The 26,147-nt window shown below is 72.0% G+C and carries 23 protein-coding genes; 11 read left to right on the forward strand and 12 right to left on the reverse strand.

Annotated elements, in window-relative coordinates; all coding sequences use genetic code 11:
- Positions 1-43: 43 nt before the first annotated feature.
- Positions 44-658 (reverse strand): TIGR03086 family metal-binding protein, encoded by a 615-nt coding sequence (locus tag I2501_RS18815; RefSeq protein ID WP_196195241.1) that lies wholly within the window; start codon positions 656-658, stop codon positions 44-46.
- Between the two features lie 89 nt (positions 659-747).
- On the opposite strand from I2501_RS18815, the gene I2501_RS18820 reads away from it, so the two are divergent.
- Both I2501_RS18820 and I2501_RS18825 read left to right on the forward strand, forming a co-directional pair.
- Positions 748-1,230, forward strand: a complete 483-nt coding sequence (locus I2501_RS18820) for a MarR family winged helix-turn-helix transcriptional regulator (RefSeq protein ID WP_328806458.1) — start codon at positions 748-750, stop codon at positions 1,228-1,230.
- Positions 1,231-1,379: 149 nt separating this feature from the next.
- On the forward strand, positions 1,380-2,831 hold the full coding sequence (locus I2501_RS18825; protein WP_196195243.1) for a GNAT family N-acetyltransferase: 1,452 nt from the start codon (positions 1,380-1,382) through the stop codon (positions 2,829-2,831).
- On the opposite strand, the gene glmS is transcribed toward I2501_RS18825, so the two are convergent.
- From glmS to lnt, 3 genes are all read right to left on the reverse strand, one after another.
- A complete protein-coding gene (gene glmS, locus I2501_RS18830) occupies positions 2,818-4,641 on the reverse strand; it encodes a glutamine--fructose-6-phosphate transaminase (isomerizing) (protein ID WP_196195244.1) in 1,824 nt (607 codons plus the stop codon). The two genes, I2501_RS18825 and glmS, sit on opposite strands and share 14 nt — an antisense overlap.
- 22 nt (positions 4,642-4,663) lie before the next feature.
- Positions 4,664-4,906 carry a hypothetical protein gene (locus tag I2501_RS18835; RefSeq protein ID WP_196195423.1) on the reverse strand — a complete coding sequence of 81 codons (243 nt, stop codon included), beginning with the start codon at positions 4,904-4,906 and terminating at the stop codon, positions 4,664-4,666.
- 112 nt (positions 4,907-5,018) lie between these two features.
- Entirely contained in the window at positions 5,019-6,632 is a 1,614-nt protein-coding gene (gene lnt / locus I2501_RS18840) for an apolipoprotein N-acyltransferase (RefSeq protein WP_408022752.1), read from the reverse strand.
- Positions 6,633-6,795: 163 nt separating this feature from the next.
- Between lnt and I2501_RS18845 the strand changes: the two genes are divergently transcribed.
- The 4 genes from I2501_RS18845 (at position 6,796) to I2501_RS18860 (ending at position 10,249) form a co-directional block, all read left to right on the forward strand.
- Positions 6,796-7,020 (forward strand): hypothetical protein, encoded by a 225-nt coding sequence (locus I2501_RS18845; RefSeq protein WP_196195246.1) that lies wholly within the window; start codon positions 6,796-6,798, stop codon positions 7,018-7,020.
- Between the two features lie 88 nt (positions 7,021-7,108).
- The gene (locus tag I2501_RS18850; protein WP_196195247.1) at positions 7,109-7,942 is read left to right on the forward strand and encodes a hypothetical protein; all 834 of its coding nucleotides are present in this window, start codon (positions 7,109-7,111) and stop codon (positions 7,940-7,942) included.
- Positions 7,943-8,002: 60 nt separating this feature from the next.
- Positions 8,003-9,445 carry a pyridoxal phosphate-dependent decarboxylase family protein gene (locus tag I2501_RS18855; protein ID WP_196195248.1) on the forward strand — a complete coding sequence of 481 codons (1,443 nt, stop codon included), beginning with the start codon at positions 8,003-8,005 and terminating at the stop codon, positions 9,443-9,445.
- 45 nt (positions 9,446-9,490) lie between these two features.
- The gene (locus tag I2501_RS18860; RefSeq protein ID WP_196195249.1) at positions 9,491-10,249 is read left to right on the forward strand and encodes a DUF4232 domain-containing protein; all 759 of its coding nucleotides are present in this window, start codon (positions 9,491-9,493) and stop codon (positions 10,247-10,249) included.
- A gap of 25 nt (positions 10,250-10,274) precedes the next feature.
- Here I2501_RS18860 and I2501_RS18865 read toward each other — a convergent pair whose 3' ends face one another.
- Positions 10,275-11,894 (reverse strand): multicopper oxidase family protein, encoded by a 1,620-nt coding sequence (locus I2501_RS18865; RefSeq protein ID WP_328806459.1) that lies wholly within the window; start codon positions 11,892-11,894, stop codon positions 10,275-10,277.
- Positions 11,891-12,349, reverse strand: coding sequence for a hypothetical protein (locus tag I2501_RS18870; RefSeq protein ID WP_196195250.1), 459 nt, complete (start codon positions 12,347-12,349; stop codon positions 11,891-11,893). The genes I2501_RS18865 and I2501_RS18870 overlap by 4 nt, the downstream gene beginning before the upstream one ends.
- Positions 12,350-12,436: 87 nt before the next feature.
- On the opposite strand from I2501_RS18870, the gene I2501_RS18875 reads away from it, so the two are divergent.
- Positions 12,437-12,898: a MarR family winged helix-turn-helix transcriptional regulator gene (locus I2501_RS18875; RefSeq protein ID WP_196195251.1), complete on the forward strand. Its 462-nt coding sequence runs from the start codon at positions 12,437-12,439 to the stop codon at positions 12,896-12,898.
- Between the two features lie 7 nt (positions 12,899-12,905).
- Here the strand turns inward: I2501_RS18875 and I2501_RS18880 are convergent, their stop codons facing one another.
- The 3 genes from I2501_RS18880 to I2501_RS18890 form a co-directional block, all read right to left on the reverse strand.
- Complete coding sequence (locus I2501_RS18880; protein WP_196195252.1) at positions 12,906-13,799, reverse strand: SDR family oxidoreductase; 894 nt, start codon at positions 13,797-13,799, stop codon at positions 12,906-12,908.
- 50 nt (positions 13,800-13,849) lie between these two features.
- Entirely contained in the window at positions 13,850-15,451 is a 1,602-nt protein-coding gene (locus I2501_RS18885; protein WP_196195253.1) for a flavin-containing monooxygenase, read from the reverse strand.
- A gap of 133 nt (positions 15,452-15,584) precedes the next feature.
- Complete coding sequence (locus tag I2501_RS18890) at positions 15,585-16,286, reverse strand: TetR/AcrR family transcriptional regulator (RefSeq protein ID WP_196195254.1); 702 nt, start codon at positions 16,284-16,286, stop codon at positions 15,585-15,587.
- 79 nt (positions 16,287-16,365) lie between these two features.
- Between I2501_RS18890 and hpnH the strand changes: the two genes are divergently transcribed.
- From hpnH to I2501_RS18905, 3 genes are all read left to right on the forward strand, one after another.
- On the forward strand, positions 16,366-17,370 hold the full coding sequence (gene hpnH / locus I2501_RS18895) for an adenosyl-hopene transferase HpnH (protein ID WP_196195255.1): 1,005 nt from the start codon (positions 16,366-16,368) through the stop codon (positions 17,368-17,370).
- Between the two features lie 209 nt (positions 17,371-17,579).
- Positions 17,580-18,350, forward strand: coding sequence for a hypothetical protein (locus I2501_RS18900; RefSeq protein ID WP_196195256.1), 771 nt, complete (start codon positions 17,580-17,582; stop codon positions 18,348-18,350).
- Between the two features lie 114 nt (positions 18,351-18,464).
- Complete coding sequence (locus I2501_RS18905) at positions 18,465-19,553, forward strand: hypothetical protein (RefSeq protein WP_236046640.1); 1,089 nt, start codon at positions 18,465-18,467, stop codon at positions 19,551-19,553.
- Positions 19,554-19,604: 51 nt separating this feature from the next.
- Here the strand turns inward: I2501_RS18905 and I2501_RS18910 are convergent, their stop codons facing one another.
- Positions 19,605-20,423: a YceI family protein gene (locus I2501_RS18910; RefSeq protein WP_196195426.1), complete on the reverse strand. Its 819-nt coding sequence runs from the start codon at positions 20,421-20,423 to the stop codon at positions 19,605-19,607.
- Positions 20,424-20,615: 192 nt separating this feature from the next.
- Positions 20,616-23,084, reverse strand: coding sequence for an MFS transporter (locus I2501_RS18915; protein WP_196195257.1), 2,469 nt, complete (start codon positions 23,082-23,084; stop codon positions 20,616-20,618).
- A gap of 318 nt (positions 23,085-23,402) precedes the next feature.
- Between I2501_RS18915 and I2501_RS18920 the strand changes: the two genes are divergently transcribed.
- Positions 23,403-24,383 carry a TrmB family transcriptional regulator gene (locus I2501_RS18920; protein ID WP_196195258.1) on the forward strand — a complete coding sequence of 327 codons (981 nt, stop codon included), beginning with the start codon at positions 23,403-23,405 and terminating at the stop codon, positions 24,381-24,383.
- Here I2501_RS18920 and I2501_RS18925 read toward each other — a convergent pair.
- Positions 24,353-26,110 carry an AMP-binding protein gene (locus I2501_RS18925; protein ID WP_196195259.1) on the reverse strand — a complete coding sequence of 586 codons (1,758 nt, stop codon included), beginning with the start codon at positions 26,108-26,110 and terminating at the stop codon, positions 24,353-24,355. The two genes, I2501_RS18920 and I2501_RS18925, sit on opposite strands and share 31 nt — an antisense overlap.
- Positions 26,111-26,147: the final 37 nt, after the last annotated feature.

The raw sequence follows: 26,147 nt of genomic DNA on the forward strand, positions 1-26,147 counted from the left end.
GCTGCAATCCGTCACCCGTGTCTGTGTAGGATCCCCGGCCCGCTCACTCCGGCCAGGACGGTGAGCGGCCCAGAGCCGCGAGGATGCGGTCGAGCGGCGTGGGCTCGTTCGCGTCCGGCAGGGCGGGGGCGAAGGCGGCGTGCGGGCCGAGGCGGTGTTCGCCGCCGGGGACCGCGAGGGCGGCGGCGAGCGCGGCGGGGGCCAGGTCGGGTGCGAGCCGATAGTCGAGGCCCAGCGCGCGTGCCACGTCCCAGCCGTGCACGACCGCGTCGACGAAGTGGAATCCGATGGCCATCGCCGCCGGGAGGGGCCGCGTCAGGCTGATCTCGGGCAGCAGGAAGGCACCCTCCAGCGCGCCCTCGGCGTCGAAGGCGGCAAGCGCCTCGGCCGCTGCGCGGTCGTAGGCCTTGGCCGCGTCCGGGCCGAGCGGGGCCGGGGTCCAGTCGACGTCGCCGCCGAGGCCGCGGGCTGCGGCGGCGAACCCCTTGTGCTGGACGGTCATATGGGCGAGCAGCTCGCCCAGGCTCCAGGCGGCGCAGGGCGTGGCACGGCCCAGATCCGCCGGACGCACCTGCGCGACGACGTCACGGCAGGCGTTCACGGCGCGGCGGTTGAGCTCCACGACATCCGCCGAAGCGTCTCGGTCTGCGAGATTCATAAGCACATACCTACGGTCTCTCTGTGCACATCATCTGTCAAGGCGTACCGCATCGCGCCCGCCTGATCATGGGGCGTATCGTCCTGCCTGTGACCCCGCAGACCCCGCCCGCCGGTTCGGCCGACCGGCCCGATCTGGCCGCGATGTTCGCGCCGCTGAGCCGCGCGCTGATCGAGGCCGAGCGCCCGGTCCTCGCCGCCCACGGGCTGACCATGTGGGGCTACGCGGTGCTGCTGCGGCTGGAGGACGAGCCGTTCCGCACCCAGTCCGCGCTCGCGGAGTCGATCGGCGCGGACAAGACCCGCCTGATCCCGATCCTGGACGCACTCCAGCAGGACGGCCTGATCCGCCGCGCGCCCGATCCGCGCGACCGCCGCGTCCGTCTGCTCTCCCTCACCCCCGAGGGCCGCGCCCGACGCGACGCGACCCAGGCGGCGATCCAGGCGGGCGAGGAGCGCCTGCTCGCCCGCCTCCCCGAGGGCGACCGCGCGGCCCTGCTCCGCGCCCTACAGGCGCTCGGTCCGCTGCTGGCCGAGGAGCAGGACGCTACACGGGTAGATCCGGACGCCTAGGGCGCGGAATCTGCCACTCCGTCAGGACCGAGCACGACCGCATCGCCCACCGTCGGTGCGAAATCGGACATTCCGTTTCAAATCCAAGCTTTACTTCGTGGTCATGATCGGTTCGTGGCTGCGAAACACTGCTTCGGCAATATGACGGCATGAAGCGGTCTCACCTCACCCACCATGCCAACTCCCCTGCAGGAAGCGCCAAGCACCGCTGGCGCAGAGACACGGTCGAGCTTTCCGCGGTCTTCACCGCGGTCGCGGTGGCCGATCTGGTCGCGAACGTGGTCGTGCACGGCCATGACGGTCCGGTTCTGCTGCTCGCCTCGGCCGTCGCACTCGTCGTCACGGCCCTGTGGCACAGCTGGTGGACACACCGCCACACACACGCCCCACCAGGCGCGATCGTCTCCTCCGCCGCAGACACAGCAGGCGAGACACCGGCGGAGGAGTCGGTCGCGCCCAACGCCACCACCCCGCCGGAGGAGGTGGCGCTCTGGCGGATCCGCGCCACCGTCACCGACGCGCCGGGCAGTCTGGCCGCGCTGTGCCGGGCACTGGCGGACATCCCCGTCAACATCGTCTCCATGCAGGCCCATCCGCTCGCCGAGGAGACCGTCGACGAGTTCGTCGTCCGGGCGGCCCCGGAGCTCGCCGCACAGGAGCTGACCCGGGCGCTGGTCGCCGCCGGCGGCACCGAGGTGTGGCTGGAACGCGCCGACGCCCACGACCTGGTCGACGTGCCGACCCGCGTGCTGACCATGGCCACCCGGACCGCCCAGGACGCCGCCGAGCTGCCGCTGGCGCTGCGGCAGCTGTTCGGACGGTGCCGGATCCGCTCGATCCCGGGTCGCGAGATCGACGAGGACGAGCTGGACGGCTCGGTGATGCGGCTGCGCGACCCGGCCGGCGGCATCCTCGAACTCAAGCGCGAGCATCCCGTGTTCACCCCGACCGAGTTCGCCAGGGCGCGGGCGCTGATCGAGCTGGACGCCCGGCTCGGCCCCCGCGTCCCGCCCACCCGGCAGACGCTGCGCCTGCTCGGCGCACCCCACGACTCCGCCGAGGGCGGCCAGATCACCGTGCGCCGGGCCGAGCCGAGTGACCGGGCCGCCGCGATCGCCCTGCACGAGCGGTGCAGCACCCGGACGCTCCGCCAGCGCTACCACGGTCCGGTCGGCGACGCCGACCGCTTCCTCGGCCACCTGCTCGACCCGCGCCACGGCCAGACCCTGGCCGTCGAGGCCGAGGACGGCCGCCTGGTCGCCCTCGCCCACCTGCTCTGGGACGACGACGCGGCCGAGATCGCGGTCCTGGTCGAGGACGCCTGGCAGCGCCGCGGCATCGGCGGCGCCCTGGTCCGCCGCCTGACCGAGCTGGCCCGCCAGGCGGGCCTGGCCGAGGTCTACGCCGTGACCACGTCCGCCAACACGGGCATGATCGCGACGCTGCGCCAGCTCTCCGTGCCGCTGGACTACCACGTCGACGAGGGCACGCTGGTGATCACGGCCCACCTCGCCGCCCAGCCGCAGCTGGTCCCCGGCCGGACGGGCGGGGCGGCAGGCTCGGCGGCTGCGACGTCGGTGACGCCGACTACTCGACGGTGACCGACTTCGCCAGGTTGCGCGGCTTGTCCACGTCCCGCTCCAGCGCCACCGCCGCGTAGTAGGCGAGCAGTTGGAGCGGGATGCCGAGCAGGATCGGGTCCAGCTCGGGCTCGTTCTTCGGGATCAGGATCGCGTCCTCGGCGAACTTCGGGTCCGGGGCGGTGTGACCGACCATCAGCACCCGGCCGTGGCGGGCCCGGATCTCGCCCATGGTGGTGAGGTTCTTCTCCACCAGCTCGTCGTCCGGCACCACCGCCACGGTCGGCAACTCGGGGCCGATCAGCGCCAGCGGGCCGTGCTTGAGCTCGCTGGCCGGGTAGGCCTCGGCGTGGACGTACGAGACCTCCTTGAGCTTCTGCGCGCCCTCGCGGGCCACCGGCCAGCCGCGCACCCGGCCGACGAACATCATCCCGGCGTTGTGCGCGTACTCCGCGGCCAGCTTGGCGATCCGGTCCTCGTCGGCCAGGATCTCCCGGATCTGGCCCGGCAGCGCCTTGAGCCCCGCGCAGATCCGGCGGCCGTCGGCGGGCGACAGGTCGTGGACCCGGCCGAAGTGCAGCGCGATCAGCGCGAAGGCCACGGCGGTCGAGGTGAACGCCTTGGTCGAGGCGACCGAGATCTCCGGCCCGGCGTGCAGGTAGACGCCTCCGTCGCACTCGCGGGCGATGGCGCTGCCCACGGTGTTGACGACGCCGAGGACCCGGCCGCCCTTGCGCTTGATCTCCTGGACCGCGGCCAGGGTGTCGTAGGTCTCGCCGGACTGGCTGACCGCGATGTAGAGGGTGTCCGCCTCGATCACCGGGTTGCGGTAGCGGAACTCGGAGGCCGGCTCCGCGTGGGCGGGGATCCGGGCCAGCTCCTCGATCAGCTGGGCGCCGAGCTCGCCCGAGTAGTACGCCGAGCCGCAGCCGAGGATCTTGACCCGGCGGAAGGCCCGCGCCTCGCGGGCGTCCAGGTTGAGGCCGCCCAGGTGCGCGGTGGCGAACCGCTCGTCGACGCGGCCGGAGAGGGTGCGCTCGACGGCCCCCGGCTGCTCGTGGATCTCCTTGATCAGGTAGTGCGCGTGCCCCTCGGTGTCGTAGGAGGCCTCCTCGACGTCCACGGTGGAGGGCTGCTTGGCGGTGGCGCGGGCGTCCTGGGTGAAGGTCTGGAACCCGTCGGCGCGGACCGTGGCCAGCTCGCCGTCGTCCAGGTGGACGACCTGGCGGGTGTAGCGGACCAGCGCGGCCACGTCGGAGGCGGCGAACATCTCCTTCTCGCCGATGCCCAGCACGATCGGGCTGCCGTTGCGGGCGACCACGATCCGGTCGGGGTGCTCCGCGTCCAGCACGGCGATGCCGTAGGTGCCGACGACGCGGGAGAGCGCGGCGCGGACGGCGTCCTCCAGCTCGTCGGTCTCCTTCGCGCAGGCGGCGACCAGGTGGGCAAGCACCTCGGTGTCGGTCTCCGAGGCGAAGACGACGCCCTCGCTCTCCAGCTTGGCGCGCAGCTGGTCGGCGTTCTCGATGATGCCGTTGTGGACTACGGCGAAACGTCCGGAGCCGTCGAGGTGCGGGTGCGAGTTGACGTCGCTCGGCTCGCCGTGGGTGGCCCAGCGGGTGTGGCCGATGCCGGAGGTCCCCTTGAAGCGCGCCGGTACCACGGCGGCCAGGTCGGCGACCCGGCCCTTCTTCTTCACCGACTTCAGCCCGCCCTTGGCGGCGACGGCCACCCCGGCCGAGTCGTAGCCCCGGTACTCCAGCCGGGCCAACCCCTCCAGCAGGATCGGGGCCGCGTCCTTGCCGCCGATGTAGGCGACGATTCCGCACATATGAACTCTCCTCTGCCTCGGCTCACCCGTAGACGATCCGGCGCAGCTGGCGGGCGGACAGCTCGGGTGCTGCCACGCGCCGCTGCCGCAGCTCGGGACCGATGCGGGCGAAGATCTGCTCGTTGGTCAGCCCGCGCGCCTGGAGCTCGCCGTGGCGGCGTCGTACGTACTCCTCGGTTCCCTCGCCGAAGTAGGCGAGCACGTCCGCGATGACGCGGGCGGCCTCGCCGGGGCCGAGCGAGGTGGTCCGGAGCAGGTACTGCATCAGGTCGTCGTGAGGGTGGCTGGCCTGGGACACGAGGCACGACCTTACGCAGAAGGGAACCGTTCACCAAGAATCCTGCCCGATATCGGGCAGGACTTCGCACGAACGGCCCTCAGCTCTCCGCGGAACCCTGATTCTCTGCCTGAGACGCCCGCTTGGCGCCCCTCCGCCCCGCCACGTACCAGGCCCCGCCCCACAGCAGCAGCACCAGCACCGAGCCGGTCGGCACCCAGTTGCCCCAGCGGTCGTAGAGGGTGTCCCCGGTCGCCAGCGGCACCGTGTAGACCTCGGCGGCGCTGGCCGACTTGCCCAGCTCGGTGCCGACCTGCCGCCCGGAGGGGTCGTACGCGACGCTGACCCCGGTCAGCGTCGCCTGCACCACCGAGCGCCCCGACTCGGCGGCGCGGAACGCGGCCAGCGAGGCGTGCTGCTCGGGCGCCCAGGTGCCCTGGAACGTCGAGGTGGCGGACTGGACCAGGATCACCTGCGCGCCGCGCTGCTCCAGCGCCCGGCTCATGTCGGGGAAGGCCGACTCGAAGCAGATCAGCGGCCCGACCTTCAGCGTCCCGCCGCCGGGCGTCGGCACGGTCATCACCACCGGCGTGGTGCCGCGTCGGCGGTCCACGGCGGCGGCCTTGGAGAAGTCCGCGACGAACCCGAGGACCGGCCGCAGCGGGATGTACTCACCGAACGGCACCAGCCGGATCTTGTCGTAGCGCTGCCCGGTCAGCCCGTCCGGTCCGACCAGGACCGAGCTCTTGTAGATCCCGCCGCTGCCAGGCCGCACCGCGTCCACATTGACCAGCAGGTCCGCGCCGGTGGCGCGGGAGAGCGCGGCCAGCTTGGCGGTCACCTCCGGGTGGACCGTGAGGTCGTCGGCGACGCTGCTCTCGCCCCAGAGCACCAGATCCGGGTGGGCCTCGGTGAGCATCGCGGTCAACTGCTCGCCGCGGGTGGTGCGGTAGCCCGTGGAGTCCACTGCCAGGCCCGGCTGGACCACGCCCACGGCGGCACTGCTCCCGGTCAGCTTCGGCTGCGGCGCCCACGCCGAGACCGCGACGGCGCCGAGTGCCAGCGAGACCAGGGTCAGCCAGGCGGCGTAGGACCGGCCCCAGGAGACGATCAGCGCGACGACGGCCGTGTTCACCGCCACGATCAGCAGACTGTCCAGCCACACCCCGCCGACCGAGGCCAGCCGCAGGGCGATGTGCTGCTGGTACTGGCTCGCCCCGAGCAGCCCCCACGGGCCGCCCAGGTACTGCCAGGAGCGCACGGTCTCGGTCACCAGCCAGCCGGTCGGCACCAGCACCAGCGCGGCGACCACCCGCCCGACGTCCGGGGTGCCGTGCAGCAGCCGGTGCACCAGCCAGCCCCACGGGGCCCAGATCAGCCCGAGCAGCGCCGCGATCGCCACGATGAAGACGCTCAGCAAGGGGATCAGCCAGCTCATCACGCCGATCAGGAAGCCCATCCCGCCGAACCAGCCCAGCTGCAGCGCCTTCCGCGGCGTGGCCGCCCCGCGCAGCACCAGCAGCAGCGGCACCAGGCAGACGTAGGCGAACCACCACCAGCCGGGCGCGGGAAAGATCAGCACGGGCAGCGCACCGCAGCCCGCCGCCAGCAGCGGCTTGGCGCTGCGCCGGAGCGCGCGCCTCAGCCGAGACGCGTCCGGGGGCGGCGGATCGCCGTGCCCGCCCAGCGGTTTTCTCCCGGTGACGACGCTCACGCTGATCCTCTTTCTCTTTCTCCCACCCGAGGAAACGTGCTGGCCGCACCATCTTGCTGGCTCTGGTGCCTCCAGGTCCCAGTCTCCGGCGGGATCACAGCTTGGGCACGTTGTTTGCACCCTGGCCTCCGGCGACGCACCCTGGAGACGACGGGAGGGTGACATGGCATCACTTCAGCGGCAACCCGGACGGATCCGTTCGGGGACACAGTTCGTGGCGATCACCGTCGGCGTCGTGCGCACGCTCGCCGCGCGCCTCCTCAGCCGGGTCCGCCGCACACCGGGCCCGCGCGGCGGCCCACCCACCGCCGGCGACCGCTTCCCCCGCCGCCCGAAGCCGACCCTCCCGAGCGACGCGATCGCGCTCAGCGAGCCGGGATCGCGGTAGCGGAGCGGGGAATTGAGTACGCGTACTCAGGCGGGTGCGTTCTGCGCTGAGTGACACTCCTGAGCTGTCAGCGGCAAAGGAGTACGACGTGACTGAGCGGTCCGCGCCGCACGCCCGCACCACCCCTGCCCGACCGCGCGTCCGGCGTGGCTGCCTCGTGGTCGCGGTGGTGATGTGCGCCGTCGTGGTCGGCGGTCTGCTGGTGGTGCGGCAGACCGCCCACGACTGGACGACCCCGGCCGGCCCCGCACCTGACGTGACGGCGATGGCGGCCTCCGCGTCGGTCGACGCGGCCGATCGGACTGCCACCACGCAGCTCGACGCCGAACTGACCCGCCTCCGGAGGCTCCTGCCCTGGGCACGCCCCGTCGCACAGGGTGTGCGGGACAGCTGCGGAGCCGCAGCCGACACGCAGTACTTCGGCAGCCGACCCACCTGGGGTCCGATGGTGTGCAACCGCACCGTCGTCTGGTTCAGTGCGGTCCAGGGCCCCCTGCCACAAGCCCTCGACCGCGTCAGTGCGGCGCTGGATCAGGGCGGAATCCAGACGACCCCGCTCAACGGCAACCTGCTGGACGCCGACGACGCCACCGGGCCAGGAACGACCGCTCTCCAGAGCGCCTACGGCCTGGAGATCACCGTCGACCAGTCACCCCACCTGACGCAGGCCCTGGAAACAGAGCCCGAACTGCTGATCACCGACTCTCCGGCGGCCCCGGCGGACGAGACGGCGGTCCGCGCCTACCGGCCGGTGCGCGTCAGCGATGTGACCGCGCGGGTACAGGTGCCCGGCTACGTGCTCGGCATCCAGGTGACCTTCCCCTACTACTCCGCTGACGCCCCCTCGGTGCCGACTCCCGAACCGACCGACAACGGCAGAGGCAGCTGCGTGACCGGGAGCAACGACTGTCCCGGAGGGTGACGCGCTGCCGCTGCTGAGACGACCGCGCAGCACAAGCGGTCCCCTCGCTAGGGTGGCGGCATGACCAGCGACTTCCGTTCCGCCGGGCACGACGCAGTCGAGTTGCTCGCGGACTACCTCGACGGACTGCCCGCGCGGAGCGTCTGGACGCCGATGCCCGAGGCGGCGCGGGGCGCGCTGCTCGACGCGCCGTTGCCCGAGCGGGGGACGGAGCTCACGACGCTGGTGAAGACCGTCGGCGAGACTGTGCTGCCCTACCCGATGGGCAACGGGCATCCGCGGTTCTTCGGGTGGGTCAACGCCGCGCCCGCGCCCGCCGGGGTGCTCGGGGCGCTGGCCGGGGCGGCGATGAATCCAAGCAGTGCCGGGGGCGACCACGCCGACGTGCATCTGGAGCGGACGGTCGTGCGGTGGCTGGCCGAGTTGGTCGGGTTTCCGCATCCGCCCGGCGGCGGGCTGCTGACCTCCGGGGCGTCGATGGCCACCATCGTCGCGCTCGGGGCCGCCCGCAACCGTGCCGCCGCGCGGCTCGGGGTGGACGTCCGTCAGGACGGGGTCGCTGCGCTGCCGCCGCTGGTCGGCTACGTCAGCGCGGAGACGCACTCGTGCGTGCGCAAGGCCGCCGAGTTGCTGGGCATCGGCAGCCGGAACCTCAAGGTGGTCGCCACCGACGCCGAGGGACGGCTGGATCCGGCCGCGCTGCGGTCGCAGCTCGACGCCGACCGGGCGGCCGGGCTGGTGCCGTTCCTGGTCGTCGGCTCCGCCGGGACGGTCAACACCGGCGCGATCGACGACCTCGCCGCGCTGGCCGACGTCTGCGAGCGGAGCGCCGAGGGCATCTGGTTCCACGTCGACGGTGCCTACGGCGCGTTCGGGCGACTGGATCCGGTGTCCGCCCCGCGTTACGCCGGGCTGGAGCGGGCCGACTCGCTGGCGCTGGATCCGCACAAGTGGCTGGGCGTGCCCGTCGACTGCGGCTGCGTGCTGGTGCGCGACGCGGAACAGCTGCGCGGGACGTTCAGCCTGGTGCCGGCCTATCTGCGCGACGAGGACGCCGGGAGCCTGGGCTGGTTCTCCGAGTACGGGATCGAGCAGACCCGCCCGTTCCGCTCGCTCAAGGTGTGGGCGACGATCGCGGCGGCCGGTCGCGAGGGCATCGTCCGCGACATCTCGCGCTGCTGCACGCTCGCCCGCACGCTGGGCCAACTCGTCGAACAGGAGCCGGATCTGGAGCTGCTGGCCCCGGTCGAGACGTCCATCGTCGCCTTCCGCTACCGCCCGGCGGGCGAGCGGGCGCTGTCGGAGGAGCGGCTGCAGCAGGTCAACGCGGCGCTGGCGGTCGCCGTGCAGCAGCGTGGGCGGGCCTTCGTCACCGGCACGGTGCTGGCCGGCCACGAGGCGGTACGGGCCTGTCTGCTCAACGCCGCGACCACGGAGGACGACCTGCGGATCCTGCTCGACGAGGTGCTTGCCGCAGGCGCGGCGCTCGGGACGGAACTGTGACAGATGCCTAGGAACCCCGCAGATCAGCGACCCGTCTTCGTGTACATGAAGATCAGTCCTGCATCCAAGGCGGGCCGCGCCGGTCTCGCACTCCTGGGCGCCACTGCCCTCTGCTTCGCCGCCACCGCCTGCTCCGGCAGCAGCAGCGGCACCAATTCCGGCACCTCCGCGTCGGCCGGATCGTCGGCGACGGCGACCGCCGCGACCAGCGGCGGCTCGGGGGCCACGGGCGGCAGCGGATCGACCGGTGGCAGCGGCTCGACGGGCGGTTCCGGCGGCAGCAACGGCGGCAGCAGCGGCGGCTCGACCGGGGGCAGCGGCACCAGCGGCGGCTCGACGGGAGGCGGGCAGGCCGCCGGGGTTCCCACCTGCACCGGCTCGCAGATCACCGTGTCCCAGGGCCAGGGCGACGCCGGTGCCGGGCACAGCGCCGCGGTGCTGCTGTTCCACAACACCGGCTCGTCCTCGTGCAGCCTCTACGGCTACCCGGGCGTGGCTGCCCTGGACAGCGGCGGCCGGCAGGTCGCCCAGGCCACCCGGACCCTGCGCGGCATGATGGGCGGTGCGCCGCAGAGCGCCACCGCGCCGACCGCCGTCGTCGTGGCCCCGGGCGCGACGGCCTCCGCCCGCGTCGAGGGCACGGACGTGCCCGAGGGCAACGCGACCAGCTGCCCGACCTACGCGGGCCTGCTGGTCACGCCTCCCGGAACCAAGACCTCGACGCGGCTGCCGATCCAGATGATGGGCTGCAGCGCCATCCAGGTTCACCCCGTGGTCCCCGGAACCACTGGCAACCAGGACTGACGCGGCGTCATGCAGGGACGCTCGCCTACTCGGTGGTGAACTCGGCCATCATCGCCATGTCCTCGTGCTCCAGGTTGTGGCAGTGGAGCAGGAACTGCCCGGCGTAGTCGCTGAACCGGACCGCGACCTCGACGCCCTGGGCGGGGAGCACGTCCACCGTGTCCTTCCACCCGGCGTCGTACTCACCGGGCGCGGCGTTGTTCCGGCTGATCACCTGGAACGGGTCCAGGTGCAGGTGGATCGGATGGTGCACGTCGGTGATGAAACGCCAGATCTCGATCTGGCCGAGCTTGGGCGCGGCCAGCGAGTGGCCGGGCTGGTACTCCTGCCCGTTGATGGTCCAGCTGGTGCCCGACTGCGCGAACAGGAAGGTGCGGGTGGCCACGGCCTTGGCCGGGTCCAGCTGCTCGACGGTGGCGAGCTGGTCGGGCACGCGCGAGCCGTCGCTGACCGACGCGCTGCCGATGTCGAACCGCATCACCTCGGCCGTGCCGCCGCTGCCGAGGCGGTTGACCAGCCGGACGCTGCTGCCTGCCGGGTAGCGGGCGAAGTCGACGACCACGTCGAACCGTTCGGCCGAGGCCAGCTCGATGCCGTCGTGGGCGACGGGCCGCGCCAGCAGACCGCCGTCCGAGCCCACCTGCACGAGCGCACCGCCGCCGGGCGGCTGCGGGTCGAGCTCCAGCCGGTAACGGCGGGCGTTGGACGCGTTGAGCAGCCGGAGCCGGTAGCGGGCCCGGTCGACCTTGGCGACCGGCCAGGGCGCGCCGTTGACCAGGATGACGTCGCCCAACACGCCGTTCATGTAGGCGTCCTGGACGCCCGGCCGACCCTCGGAGGGATCCAGCGCCGGGTAGGCGAAGTTGCCGTTCTCGTCGAAGGCCCGGTCGGCGATCATCAGCGGCAGCTCGCGCGCGCCCTGCGGCAGGTCGAGCGCCATCTCGTCCTCGTCACGGACGATGTGGAACCCGGCCAGCCCGCGGTAGACGTGCGGGCCGGTGAAACCCATGGTGTGGTCGTGGTACCAGAGCGTGGCGGCGTGCTGCTGCATCGGGTAGACGTACTGGCGCTGCGGCGCGAAGGTCGCGGACGACATCCCGGGCATGCCGGCCATGCCCGCGTTGCCGCCGGCCCCGCCCGAGCCACCGCCGAGCGGGCTGATCAGGTCCAGCGGGTAGCCGTCGCTCTCGTGCGGGACGTGACCGCCGTGGAGGTGGACCGCGGTGGGGTGCGGCAGTTCGTTGGTGTGGGTGACGATGGTGCGCCTGCCCGAGCGCGACTCGATGGTGGGGCCGGGGAACATGCCCTGGTAGCCCCAGACCTCGGTCTGACGGCCCGGCACCAGATTCGCCAGCCCGGGACGGGCGGTGATCTCGTAGTAGTCGGTGGTCGCGTCCGCTCGCACCGGCTTCAGCACCGGCGGCACCGGCAGCGGCACCGCGTAGCGCGACGGCAGCGGCACCTTGCTGCTGAGCAGCAGGCCAGGCTGGCCGTTCGGGATCAGCCGCCCGAGCGCGGGCAGCCCCCCGGCGACCGCGCCCGCGCCGAGCACGGCGGCGGCGCCGATCCCGAGCATCCGGCGACGGCTGATCCCCTGCGCCGCCCGGCCCGCCACGCCGGCCGCGTCGCCGTCGACGGCGCTCACGCGGACACCTCGACCGACTCGGCCGCATCGCCATCGCCATCGCCGTCACCGGCGCCGGCGCCGACCGAGGCTCCGGGCTTGAACGTGAAGACGTCCACGGCGAACTTCTCGGCCATCACGAAGATGCCGACGCCCAGCGGGATGTGCAGGATCAGCACCCGGTCGAAGCCGAGGCTGATCTGCGCCGCGCAGGCCACGACCATGATGGCGTAGTGGATCGCGAAGGAGTTCGGCCCGCCGGAGAGCCGCCACACGAGCAGACCCGCGATCGCGGCCAGCAGTGCCGCCGTGGCCAGGATCATCGCCGCGATCATGTGGGCGTTGAGCAGTGGGTAGAACCCCTGCAGAAAGCCGCCGGCGAGCACCGGCTGCGCGACCGCCAGCAGGGCCACCAGCACGGCGGTCACCCGCAGCGACACGACCGGCCAGCGAGGCGGGGTGGTTCTGTTCGACATACGAGTCCCCCAGGGAGCGAAAAATCGTCTCTGGCGAGATACTCTCATATGAGATTGTTTTGGCACCACCCCTTATGCTGGACGGCGATGATGAACGAACCCTTCACCCCGCCCCTGGGCATGATCCTGCGCCAGGCTCATATCCGCGCCTCCCGCGCCTTCGCCGAGGCGCTGCGCCCGATCGGGCTGGAGACCACGGGAGCCGGCCTCCTGCTCAACCTGCACCAGCTCGGCCCGCTGACCCAGCGTCAGCTTATCGACCTGACCGGCAACGACAAGTCCTCGATGGTGCGCTACATCGACGGCCTGGAGCAGCGCGGCCTGGTGCGACGCGAGCCGCACCCGACCGACCGCCGAGCCCACCTGGTCACTCCGACCGACGCAGGGCGCGAAGTCCTGGCCCGGATCATGGAGACGGCCGCACGGACCGACCGGCGGCTGGCGCAGGGCCTGACGCCCGAGGAGGCGCTCACCCTCCGCGCCCTGCTGACCCGCTTCGCCACCTCCCCGGCCCCGGACGACTCCCCCGAGCCGGGGTCGGCCACCTGAGCCGCCGCTACTCGACCCGGCTGCGCCGCGCCGCGTCGTCCGCCGCGCCACCCCGGCCGACGAGACCGCGCGGCTTCTCCGCGAACTCCGCCAGTCGCGAGCCCATCGCGCGCAGCTTGATCGGCCCGACCGCGCCGACGATCAGCGGCGTCAGGTGCCGCTGCGGTTGCATCGCCCGCAGCCAGGCCTGGGCGTAGACGTGGGTCGACCGGCGCCCGATGCCGTCGGCGATCCGCTCGACGGCGGGGGCCAGCGGGTAGGTCTTGTTGAGCGGCCAGGGCAGGCCGGCACGCATGTCGCGCATGACGTCGTCCTGGTCCGCGCCGCGCACCATGTCGGTGTCGGTCCAACTGAGGTACCCCACACCGACCTTGACGCCCTTGAGGGCCAACTCCGGGCGGAGCGAGTGGGCGAGGGCCTCAACCCCGGCCTTGCTCGCGCAGTACGCCGTCATCAGCGGCGCGGGCGTGAGGGCGGCCAGCGAGGCGATCTGCAGGAAGTAGCCGCGCGAGGCGGTCAGCGCGGGCAGGAAGGCCCAGGCGGTGTTGGCGCTGCCGACCAGGTTGACGTCGATCACCCGGGTCCAGACGTCCGGGTCGGAGTCCACGAACGGCGCGCCGGTGGCAATACCGGCGTTGGCGACCACCACGTCGATCTTCCCGTAGCGCTCGACGATCTCGTCGGCGACCGTGCGCAGCGCCTCGCGGTCGGTGACGTTCGCCTCCCACCATCCGGCGTCGGGTCCGATGGACTCGGCGACGGCGGCCAGTTCGTCGCGCTCCAGGCCGACGAGCGCCACCTTGGCACCGCGGGCGGCCAGCACCCGGGCGAGCTGCGCGCCGACCCCACGGGCGGCGCCGGTGATCACGGCGACCTGGGCGGCCATGCTGTGCTTGGACATCTCACGAACCTTTCGGGCGGCGTTCGGTGCGGTGGTCACGGGTGCGGCGGTCACGCGTGCGCGGCGGCGGCCGCGGCGGCTGGGACCTCGGGTGCCACGTCGACCTGGCGGATCTGGTCGTACTCGTGCAGGTCGACGGTGCGGGTCTCGCGGCGGTAGTGCGCGGTGGTGCCCGGCCAGAGCACGGTGTTGTTGCCCTTGGCGTCCAGGTACCAGCTGCGGCAGCCGCCGGTGTTCCACACCGTCCGCCGCATCCGGCGCTGCACGTCGTCGTTCCAGCGTCGCTGCGCGGAGGCGGTGACGTCCAGGGCGCGGGCGCCGCTCGCGTCCAGCTTGCGCAGGTAGTCGGCAAGGTAGTTGAGCTGGGACTCGATCATCAGCACCATCGAGCTGTTGCCGAGGCCGGTGTTGGGGCCGATCACGAAGAGCAGGTTCGGGAAGCCGCGCACGGTCGTGCCGCGCAGCGCGGCCATGCCCTCGGACCACTCCTCCGCCAGCGTCGTCCCGGCCGCGCCGGTGATGTGGCTGGCGACGGGCATGTCGGTGACGTGGAAACCGGTGCCGAAGACGATCACGTCGGCCTCGTGCTCCGTACCGTCGGCGGCGACCAGGGTGCTGCCCTTGATCTCCTTGAGCCCGGAGGCGACGACCTCGGCGTTGGGCTGGGCCAGCGCCGGGTAGTAGGTGTTGGAGAGCAGCACGCGCTTGCAGCCGAACCGGTAGTCGGGCGTCAGCTTGGCCCGCAGCGCCGGGTCCTTGACGGCCCGTCGCAGGTTCTGCCCGGCCAGCGCCTCGGCCGCCTTGAGCAGCCCGGGGCGCTTCACGAACGCGCCGACCTGGTACTCGCGGACCAGCCAGAGCGCGCCGCGCAGCGCCTTCTGACTGGCCGGCAGCCGCCGGTAGAGGAACCGCTCGGCGGAGGTGATGTCGCGGTCCATCCGCGCCATCACCCAGGCGGGCGTGCGCTGGAACAGGACCAGCTTGTCGACCTTGGGCTGGATCGCGGGCACGATCTGGATCGCGGACGCGCCGGTGCCGACGACCGCGACGCGCTTGCCGCTCAGGTCGAGGTCGTGGTTCCACTGCGCGGAGTGGAAGACCTGGCCGGGGAAGTCCGCCAGCCCCGGCACGTCCGGCACCTGCGGGTCGGAGAGCGGGCCGGTCGCCGCGACCAGGACCTGGGCGCTGAACCGACCCTGGTCGGTCTCGATGTCCCAGCGCGCGGTCGCGTTGTTCCAGCGCGCGGCGGTGACGGTGTGCCCGAACCGCAGGTGCGGACGGAGCTGGAACCGGTCGACGATCCGCTCCAGGTAGGCGCGGATCTCGGGCTGGCCGGAGAAGGTGCGCGGCCAGTCGGGGTTGGGCGCGAAGGAGAACGAGTACAGGTGCGAGGGCACGTCGCAGGCGCAGCCGGGGTAGCTGTTGTCGCGCCAGGTCCCGCCCACCGAGTCCGCGCGCTCCAGCACCACGAAGTCGGTGACGCCCTCCTCGCGCAGCCGCACCGCCGCGCCCAGACCGCCGAAGCCGGTGCCGATCACGGCGACCCTGACCTGCTGCACCACGTCCTCGACACGCCCGGCCGGCTGCGCCTGTTCCGCCGACTGCTCCTGCGCTGTCGGCTCTGCCTTCGTGGTCTTTCGCCTGCCCGCCATCCCGGTCCTCCAGCGTCCCTCACCCGGCGTCCTTCACCCGGTCAGCGCCGTCGTCGACTGTGCCAGTGATCGGTGGCGCAATCAGGAGCGTAGGGGACGCCGGGTGCCTCGGGAAGACTACGGAAGGCGGAAGTTACGCGCCGGTATGCCCGAAGCCCGCACCCTGAGCACCGCCGAACGCGGCCCCGCCGCCCCCCGGCGCGCCCGGCAGGGTCAGCCCGATGAGCAGCCGGTCCAGGACCTCACCGGCCTCGCGACGCGCCCGGACGTGGTCCTCCGCGCGGGCGATGTACAGGCTGGCCTCGGAGATCAGCGCGGCCAGCAGCCTGGTGAGCGGCGCGACCGGCATCGGCTGAATGCTGCCCTCGGCGATCGCCCTGGTCAGCTCCTCGGCCAGCAGCACGTAGCCGTGCTGCTCCACCAGCGCGTCCCAGGCGCTGTGGCCGAGCACGGCCGGGCCCTCGACGAGCACGATCCGCTGGAAGTCGGGATCGTTGCAGGCGTCGAGGAAGGACTGGAACCCGAGCCTCAGCAGCGTCCACGCGTCACCCGATCGGGCCTCCGCCCGCGCGGTTTCCTGTTCGACCAGCCGCTCCGCCATCTCCTGGGCGCACTCGCCCATCACGGCGCGGAACAGGTCGGCCTTGTCCTTGAAGTGGTGGTAGAGCGCACCCCGGGTGACCTGGGCCGCAGCGACGATGTCCTCAGTACCCGTCGCGGTGTACCCACGCTCGGCGAACAGCGTGCGCGCGGCGCGCACCAGCGCGCGCCGGGTGTCGGCGGTGTGTTCCGCACGCCGACCCCGCGGACTACGCGCCGATCGAGGAGCTGTCATACCTACATCCTGTTCCATACAGACTGTATGTTAGAGGAGGGCCACGGACCCGCGGCCCGGGGGAACGGAGACATGGATCATGGGACTCCCACTCAATCTGACCGTCAAGATGGGCACGTACCTCCTCAAGCAGAAGCTTCTCCGCCGCGAGAAGTTCCCCCTGATCGTCGAGGTGGAACCCCTTTTCGCGTGCAATCTGGCCTGCCAGGGCTGCGGCAAGATCCAGCACCCGGCCAGTGTGCTCAAGCAGCGCATGCCGGTGGAGCAGGCCGTCGCCGCCGTGGAGGAGTCCGGTGCACCGATGGTGTCGCTGGCCGGTGGCGAGCCGCTGATGCACCCGCAGATCGACGAGATCACCCGCCAGCTGCTGAAGCGCGGCAAGTTCGTGGTGCTCTGCACCAACGCGCTGCTGCTGCCCAAGCACATCCACAAGTTCAAGCCGCACCGCAACTTCGCCTGGATGGTCCACATCGACGGGCTGCGTGAGCGGCACGACGAGTCGGTCAGCAAGGAAGGCGTCTTCGACGACGCCATCGCGGCCATCCGGCAGGCCAAGGCGGCCGGTTTCCAGGTCTACACGAACTCGACGTTCTTCAACAACGACAGCCCTCAGGACATCATCGAGGTGCTCGACTACCTGAACGACGAGCTCAAGGTCGACCGGATGCAGATCTCCCCCGGTTACGCCTACGAGAAGGCCCCGGACCAGGACCGCTTCCTCGGCGTCGAGCAGACCCGGCAGCTGTTCAAGAAGGCCTTCGGGGACGGCCGCCGCAAGAAGTGGCGGCTGAACCACTCCGCGCTCTACCTGGACTTCCTGGAGGGGAAGACCGACTTCGAGTGCACCCCGTGGGCGATCCCGTCCTACTCGCTCAAGGGCTGGCAGAAGCCGTGCTACCTGATGGCCGACGGCTACGTCGAGTCCTACCAGGAGCTGCTGGACTCCACGGACTGGGACAACTACGGCCGCGGCAAGGACCCGCGGTGCGACAACTGCATGGCGCACTGCGGCTACGAGCCGACCGCCGTGCTGGCCACCATGTCCTCGCTCAAGGAGAGCCTGCGGGCGGTCACCAGCGGCTGATCCGCCGGCGACGCTCCCTCGATCACCTTCGATCACGCGAGCGGCGCAACCCGGGGCGGGCCGTCGTATCGAGCCGAAACGTTGCGGCACGATACGACGGCCCGTCCCTTTCGTCCCTGGCAAACGCTACCGGCGCGTCACTAGCATGAGGCCCCACCAGGGGGCAGCAGATCCGTCGGACACAGCAAGGCGAGTTAGGGGCAGGCAGCATGGCCGCGAAGGAAGAGCTGGACACGTTCTACGTGCTCACGGCGCTGTTGGTGACCCCAGCGCAGTTCCCCAGCGTGCTCGGGGACGACTACCCCGAGGCCTGCGCCACGCTCGGCGTCGAGCCCTGGTCCGACGGCTACGGCCTGCTCTTCGGCCAGGACGCCTCGGGCGCCCGCTGGACGGTGGTCTGCGACGACGCCGCCCTGGTCGCCGGGGCCATCGCGGCCTGGGACTGCGGCATGGAGTACGAGCTGGCCGCGCCGGACCGCACGGTCGTCGACACCGTCGCGGGCTGGCCGCTGGCCATCACCATCGCCACGCCCGACATACCCGCGCCGCACGACCCGCACGGCGACCACCCGGTGCTGCTGCAGGCCCCGGACCCGCAGGGCTGGGGCCCGGCGCACCGGCGGCTGGCCGCCGACGAGGTGGCCAAGCAGTGGCTCACCTGGCGCCACCAGGTCAGCGAGGGCGCCAGCTTTGACTCCACGGGCGCCCAGCCTCCGGCGCACGTCAAGCGGGCCCTGGACCAGGCCCGTGGCTACACCAGCGACCCGCCGCCCGCCGGGCGCATCCGCTCCGCCCCGGCCCCGGACGGCGCGCGCATCGTCCGCGCCGACGGACCGGGCTGGAGCCTCGCGGCGCACACGGAGGACATCGCGCTGCTGCTGCTCGACGAGAAGCCGCACGAGATCATCCCGGTCGGCCGCGGCCCGGAGCTGCCCGCGCTGCTCCGCGACCTGGACCAGATGGCGCGCGCGTCCGGCTGAGCGACCGTCCGCCTGGCTCAGGCCGCATCGGCCCGAGGCGGGCGGTTCGCGTCGGCCGCAGGACACGCCCTCAGGCACTGCCCTGCCGACCTTCGGCGGGGGCAGACTGGAGCCGTGGTGAGCAGCCCTGACCGGACCGGGTCGGCCGGACCGGTCGTCAGCAGACGCAGCGTGCTCGCGGTCGGCGCGGGCGCGGTGGTGGGCCTGGTCGCGGCCTGCTCCTCCAGCGCGCACAGCCCGGGCGGCACGTCCTCGACCGCCACGACCTCCGCGGCCGGGCGTCCCACGCCGCTGCCGTCGTCCGCCGTCTCCGCCGCCGTTCCCTCCGCGCACGCGTCGAGCGCGGCAGCGTTGCCTGCGACGACCGCGTGGCAGCCGAGCAGCAACGACATCGACCCGCAGGTGAAGCTCCGGGCGGTGCGACTGATCGAGGCGCTGGGCAGCTGGCCGGCGGGCGGCTCGGGCGAGGCGGCTGCGGCACGCCGGGCAGCCGCGGCGGGGTACGACCCTGCGCTCGCCGCCGAGGCGGGCGGCCTGCTGAGCTCCGCACCGGAGGCGGCGCTGCAGGTGCTGGAGGCGCAGTACGGCGGGATCCTCAGCGATGCGGCCAGCGTTCTGGTGGTCTGCCGCCAGTACACCCCCGGACACACCGAGACCGCCGACACCACCGCCGCCGACAGCGGCGGGACCACCGTGGACGTGCGGCTCAGCAGCGCGCAGCCGCTCTGGCAGGTGACGGCACTTCACCCGGCGCTCCCCGGAGGGGCGTTGGCGCTCTCCGCGCTCAGCCCCGCAGCGCGCGCGGTACTCGCCTCGGACGCGATCACGCTGCCTCCGGCGGCGCATGCGGACGTGCTCAGCGGCAACGTCCACGACAGTGCGCTGGAGGCGATGCTGACGCTGTCGCACAGCCATCGCATCGAGCTGAGCGTGGTCCGCTCCGGGCATCCGCTCGACGTCTTCGGCACCACCCGGCCGAGCGACCACCCGAAGGGGCGCGCCTTCGACGTCTGGCGCATCGACGGCCAGGCCGTCATCGACCCGGCCACGCCGCGCACCCTGGTGGAGGGCTTCATGCGCGCGGCAGCGGCGGCCGGGTCCTACAACGTGGGCGGGCCCTACCTGTTGAGCGGCGGGGCGCCGGACCAGTTCTTCAGCGACGACACCCACCACGACCACGTCCACGTCGGGTTCGACGTCTGACCGTGTGACCGTGGGCCGTGGCGGGTCCTGTCGTCATGGCATCCGAAGGCGTCACGCCATCGGGAGGGACGTCCCCTGGACGGCCTGGATGTCGAGCTCGACGCGGAGCGTGGTGCCGATCGCCGCAATGCCGACCTGCACGACCTGGTTGTAGGTCATCGCGAAGTCCTCGCGGCGCAGTTCGGCCGTCGCCCGGAACGCCGCACGCGTGCCGCCCCACGGGTCCGGACCCGTACCCAGGTACGTCAGGTCCAGGTCGACCGGCCGGGTCACCGCGTTCATCGTCAGCTCACCGTGGACCGTCCAACGGTCCGCACCCGCCGCAGAGACGCCGCCCGTGCTGCGGTAGGTGATCTCCGGCTGGGCGTCCACGTTCAGGAAGTCCGCCGACCGCAGGTGGTCGTCACGCATCTTGTTGCCCGTGTCGATCGACGCCGCACCGATCACGGCGTCGACCCGCGACTCCTCGACCCGCTCGGCGATCTCGATCTGCCCGCGGAACTCACCGAAGTGCCCACGGATGCTGGAGATCCCCAGATGCTGCGCGACCGCGCCGACCGAGGAATGCGCCGGATCGATCGTCCACGGCCCCGGCGGCGGCAGCTCCACCCCGCCCTGCCGCGCCAGCACCAGGTTCCCCAGATCCGCCCGCCCCGAGGACGCCACGATCGCGGTCGACGCGGTCGGCTGATAGCCGACCGCCGTGACGATCGCGGTGTACACGCCCTGCGGCAGCGCCTCCGTCAGCACCACACCGTCGTCGTCCGCCGCCGCCCGCACGACCTGACGACCCGTCATGTCCGTCACGGTCAGCACCGCGTGCCGAACTGCCCAACCATCCTTCGTCCGCACCCGCGCACGAAGCCCCATGCTGCCCTCACCGGAGTGAGTGGTCATCGCTGCTCCCGATCATTCGGTGACGGGTTCCGGTGTCCTCAGCTCCCGGTGTCCCCGGTGCTCATCCGCGCCGAGGCTCCTCCGCGCCGAGGACAGCGGAACCCGTTCGTCCCCACACTGGCCTACGCCCTCACGCTGGACGACGCAGGCCGTTCGCCCGTTCTGTCACTCGTCCGGGTGGCCGAGCTCCACATCGTGGGCACTCTCGCCGCGTCCGTCCAACGTCAGCGCGGAGGCCACCGGCGGGTAGCCGCTGGCGATCAGCGTGTAGTCGCCCGCGTCCAGGTCGGTGAAGGCGTAGCTGCCGTCCTCACCGGTGGTCGCCGTGCCCACCACGTTGCCGGCGACGTCGACCAGGGTGACCCGGGCGTCGACCAGCGGCCGGTGGGCCGCACCCGCGCGGATGGTGCCCTGCACCTGCGCACCGGCGGCCAGCTCGATCTCGATCCGGGCCGGACCCGTCGTGCCGACCTCGACCGGCAGCGCGGCCGGGCGGAACCCGGTGGCGTTGACCGCGACCGTGAACGTGCCGGACATCAGGTTGTCGAACGCGAACGCGCCGACCTCCGAGGTCTTGCCGGTGGCCAGCACCTCGCCGCGGACGTCGGTGACGACGACCATCGCCTCGGCCACCGGCCGCTGGTCGGTCGCCGCGTGCACCGTGCCGAGCAGGCCGCTGGTGCCCGAGAGCACCACGTCGTGGCTGAGCGGGGTGTCACCCACGGCCACCGTGGACGCGTGCGGCTGATGGCCCTCGGCCGCGACGATCAGCACGTAGCTGCCCGCGCCCGGCGCGGCGATCCGGTAGCCACCGTCGGCGGCGACCGCGACGCGGCCCAACTGACGGCCCTGCAACGAGATCAGGGTGGCCGTGGCGGAGCCCACCGGGCTGCCCTCGCCGCCCCGGACGAAGCCGTGGACCACGCTGCCGCTCAACGGGACCTCCTGGACGGCGGGCACTATGGCCGCCGACGACCCGAGCCCGGACACCGTCTCCTGGTCGGCGGCCTGAGCAGCCGGGGCGGCCGGAGCCTCAGCCTCAGCGCCCTCGCCGGCCTCGGCGGCCTCCGGGGCGCCCTCGCTCGACTTGAGCTTGATCTCCTTGAGCGCCAGCCCGAAGAACAGGGCGACCACGATGAACGGCACACCGATCAGGAACAGGTCGCCGATGGCGTGCGCGAAGGCCGCCGTGACGAGACCCTTGACCGGCTCCTTCAGCGCCTTGATGGCCTGGACGTTGTTGGCGTCCATACCCTTGAGCGCCGTGGCGCCACCGGGGGTGCCCGCGAACTCCTGCGTCAGGTAGTGGGTCAGGCGGCTGGTCAGCACCGTGCCGAAGATCGCGGTGCCGATCGCGGCGCCGATCTGGCGGAAGAAGGTGGCCGAGGCGGTGGCCACGCCCATGTCGCGGAAGTCGACGGAGTTCTGGATGGCCGTCACCAGCGTCTGCAGGGTCATGCCCAGGCCCGCGCCGAAGGCGAAGGCGTAGAGCGCGACCTCCCAGTACGCGGTGTGGTTGGTCAGTCGGCTCAGCAGCACCAGCGAGCCTATGAGGATCAGCGCGCCGAGGATCGGGAAGACCTTGTAGCGGCCCGTCTTGGCCATGATCCGGCCGGAGAGGACCGAGGTGACCATGATGCCGGCCACGGCGGGCAGCATGCCCAGACCGGACTTGGTGGCGGACATGCCCTGCACGGCCTGGAGGTAGACCGGCAGGTAGATGATGCCGCCGAACATGGCGAAACCGGCGAAGAAGCCGAAGCCGTTGCCGATCCGGAAGACCGGGTTGCGGAAGAGGCGCATCGGCAGGATCGGCTCGGCCGCGCGCAGCTCGACCAGGCAGAAGAGCACCGTCAGCAGGACCGCGCCGCCGACCAGCGACAGGCCCTGCCAGGAGGCCCAGCCGTAGGACGTGCCGGCCCAGTTGAGGTAGAGCAGCAGGCTGGTGACGCCTGCGACGATCATGAACGAGCCCAGGAAGTCGATCTTGTGCTCGCGACGGTTGACCGGCAGCTTGAGCGCGAAGGAGCAGACGATCAGGGCGCCGATGCCGACGGGCAGGTTGATGTAGAAGATCCACCGCCAGCCGATCGAGTCGGTGAACCAACCGCCGAGCAGCGGGCCGGCGACGCTGGCCAGACCGAAGACCGCACCCATCAGGCCCTGGTAACGACCACGCTCACGCGGCGGGATGACGTCGCCGATGATGGCGAAGGCGAGCGACATCAGACCGCCACCGCCGATGCCCTGGACGGCGCGGAAGCCGATCAGCTCGCCCATGTTCTGGCTGAGGCCGGCGAGCGCCGAGCCGATCAGGAAGATGACGATCGCGGTCTGGAAGATGATCCGGCGGCCGTACAGGTCGGAGATCTTGCCCCAGAGCGGGGTGGCTGCGGTGGAGGTGAGCAGGTAGGCCGTGACCACCCAGGAGAGCTTGTCGATGCCACCGAGCTGGCTCACGATCGTGGGCAGTGCCGTGCCGACGATGCTCTGGTCCAGCGCGGCCAGCAGCATGCCGGCCATCAGGCCGCCCATGACGACCATGATCTGTTTGTGGCTGAGGTAGTTGGGGCCCTCGGCCGGAGCCTCCGAGCCGGGCGGGGTGACCGGGGTGTCGGTCGAGATCTCTGACATGCGAGGCACCGTACTGCATAGGTCGGACAGCTCTCTCGCCCAAACTTGCCGTACGGCAAGTAAGTTTCGATCCGATGCCGAATCGAGACATGAACGAGACCTAAGCGGGTATGAACATGACAAGCAACTGGCGAGTCACCCCTGCCGGTGGTGTCCGCTGTGAGTAACCTAGCCGACACGGGATCGACCCACAAGAGGTCGCTACGCCCCACGTCAAGCCCGTCCTGTCCCGAAAAGTCCCCCCACTTGGAGCCCAAAGACCCCCAACTCGCGGATGGCGCTTGCCAGCACCCGCACTCTCGCCGCTAACGTGCCAGCATGCAGACGGACGATCGACGCGCAGCCGACCTGGAGGAGCTCGGCCTCACCAACTACGAGGCCCGGGTCTACCTCGCCCTGATCCGCCGCGACGTCTTCACGGCGGCGGAAGTCGCCAGGGAGGCGGGTGTCCCCCGCCAGCGCGTGTACGACGTGCTCGAAGGGCTCATCCGCCGACAGCTGGCGATACTCCATCCCGGTCGGGTCGCCGGGTACTCCGCGGTCGCGCCGGACACGGCCGTCGAGCGGCTGATCGAACAGCAGCGCAGGTCACTCGGCCGCCTGGAGCGCCTCTCCTCCGAGCTGGCTCGCGAGCTCAAGCCCACCTACGAGAGCGGTCGCACCCACACCGACCCGCTCGACTACGTCGAGGTGCTGCGCGACCCGGCGGACATCACCGAGCGTTTCGCCCGGCTCCAGTCCACCGCCGAGCGCGAGCTGCTCAGCTTCTCCCGGCCGCCGTGGTACACGCCCACCGAGAACATCGCCGGCCTGGAGGCCAGCGCCCGGCTGCACGCCGCCGGACGCACCGTCCGCTCGCTCTACAGCCGCGCGGTGCTGGAGGACCCGGCGCTCATGGAGGTGATCAACCTCTTCGTCGCCGCGGGCGAGGAGATCCGGATCGCGGAGGACCTGCCGCTGAAGATGATTATCGCGGACGGCTCGACCGTCCTCTGCGACATGCCGGACCCGGTGGCCCGCGACGGCGCGACGACGACGCTCTGCATCCGCCACCCCTCGCTGGCCGCCGCGCTGACGCTCGCCTTCCGGTCGATCTGGGAGAGCTCGCCGACCTTCGCCGAGGCGCTCAAGCAGGCCGGTATGGAGCTGCCCGCCCTCCCGTCGAGCATGCAGCAGGCCCTCGACGACCAGGCCGCCGAAGCCGCCGAGGCTGCTGAAGCCGCGGAGACCGCCGCGGACGACGCCGCCGAGGACGGGTCGGCCCCGGTTCAGCCGGAAGGCTCGTCCGCCCAGATCTGAGCCGCGAGGTGCTCGTCGCGCAGGACGCGGCGCAGCACCTTGCCGAGCATGTTCCGCGGCAGCGCGTCGGAGCGGAACTCCACGATCTTCGGCACCTTGTAGCCGGTGAGCCGGGCGGCGCAGTACTCGATCAGCGCCCGCTCGGTGAGCCGGCTGCCGGTCCGGACGATCACGCACGCCTTGACCGTCTCGCCTCGGTACTCGTCCGGCACCCCGACCACCGCCGCGTCGGCGACCGCCGGATGGGCCAGCAACACCTCCTCGACCTCGCTGGGGAAGATGCTGAACCCGGAGGCGATGATCACGTCGCGCTTGCGGTCGATGACGGTGACGAAGCCGTCCGGGCTCATCACCGCGATGTCGCCGGTGAACAGCCAGTGGTCGTGCAGCATCGCCGCGCTGTCCTCGCGCTCGTGCCAGTAGCCGCCGAAGACCTGCGGGCCGCGTACCACCAACTCCCCGGCCACGCCGAAGGGCTGCTGCTTCGCCGGGTCGTCCTCGGCGACGATCCGCACCTCGGTGCCGGGCAGTGGGACGCCGACCGTCCCCGGACGGGCGTTGGCGTTCAGCGGGTTGGCCAGCACCACCGGCGAGGCCTCCGACAGGCCGTAGCCCTCGACGAGATGACCACCCGTCAACTCCTGGAACCGGTCCACCGTCTCCGGCTCCAGCCGCATGGCGCCGGAGATGCAGTAGCGCACCGACCGTAGTGCGCGCGTGAGTTCGGGTCCGTGCTGCTCGGCGCGCGCCATCAGCGCCTGGTACATCGGCGGCACGCCGGGGAAGAGCGTCGGCTTCCACCGGCGCAGCGTCCTGACCACCAACTCCGGCTCGAAGGTGGGCAGCAGGACGGTCCGCGCGCCGGCGGCGGCCGCCACGCCCAGACACATCGTCATGCCGTAGACGTGGAACATCGGCAGACAGGCCAGCAGGGTCTCCCGCCCGGCACGCAACTGCGGGTACCAGGCCCGGACCTGGTGCGCGTTGGCGACCAGGTTGCGGTGCGTCAGCATCGCGCCCTTGGGCGTGCCCGTCGTCCCTCCGGTGTACTGCAGCACGGCGACGGCGCTGCGCGGGCTCACCGGCCCCTGCGCGCGCTGCGGCTCGCCCTTGCGCTGACGCGGCACCCGGGTGCCCGCAACGGTGGCGAAGGGGACCTGGTCCGCACCCTGCGGCAGCTCCGTCCGGAGCTTCGCGCGCAGGTCGCGCGAGCGGGCGAGCGGCAGCCGCAGCGCGAGCCGCGAGCGCGCGGGCAGCGCGTCCAGCAGTGAGGCGACCACGATGTGCCGCAGCGCCGTCCGGCCCCGGACCGCGTCGACGCGTGCGAAGACGCCGTCGTGGACGACGGCCACGACCGCGCCGGAATCCTTGAGCTGGTGGGCGAGTTCGGACTCCGTGTAGAGCGGGTTCGTCGGGACGACCACGGCCCCGAGCTTGAGCGCGCCGTAGAACGCGACCACGTACTGCGGGCAGTTGGGCATCACCAGCGCGACGCGGTCCCCACGCGCCACCCCGAGCGCGGCGAGCCCGGCGGCGAACCGGGCGACGGCGCGCTGGAGCGCGCGGTAGCTGGTCCGCTTCCCGAAGAACACCAGCGCGGTCCGCCGCCCGTGCCGTGCGGCGGCCTCGTCCAGCAGCCCGCTGACGGAGACGTTCGGGATGTTCAGCTTGTGCGGGACGCCGGGTGCGTAGAAGCGGTGCCAGGGTTCGCTGGTGCTGCCGGCCACGGACGCCTCCTCCTCCGGCGGGGGCGTCGGAGGTGGT

Source organism: Streptacidiphilus fuscans (assembly GCF_015690355.1).
GTDB lineage: Bacteria > Actinomycetota > Actinomycetes > Streptomycetales > Streptomycetaceae > Streptacidiphilus > Streptacidiphilus fuscans.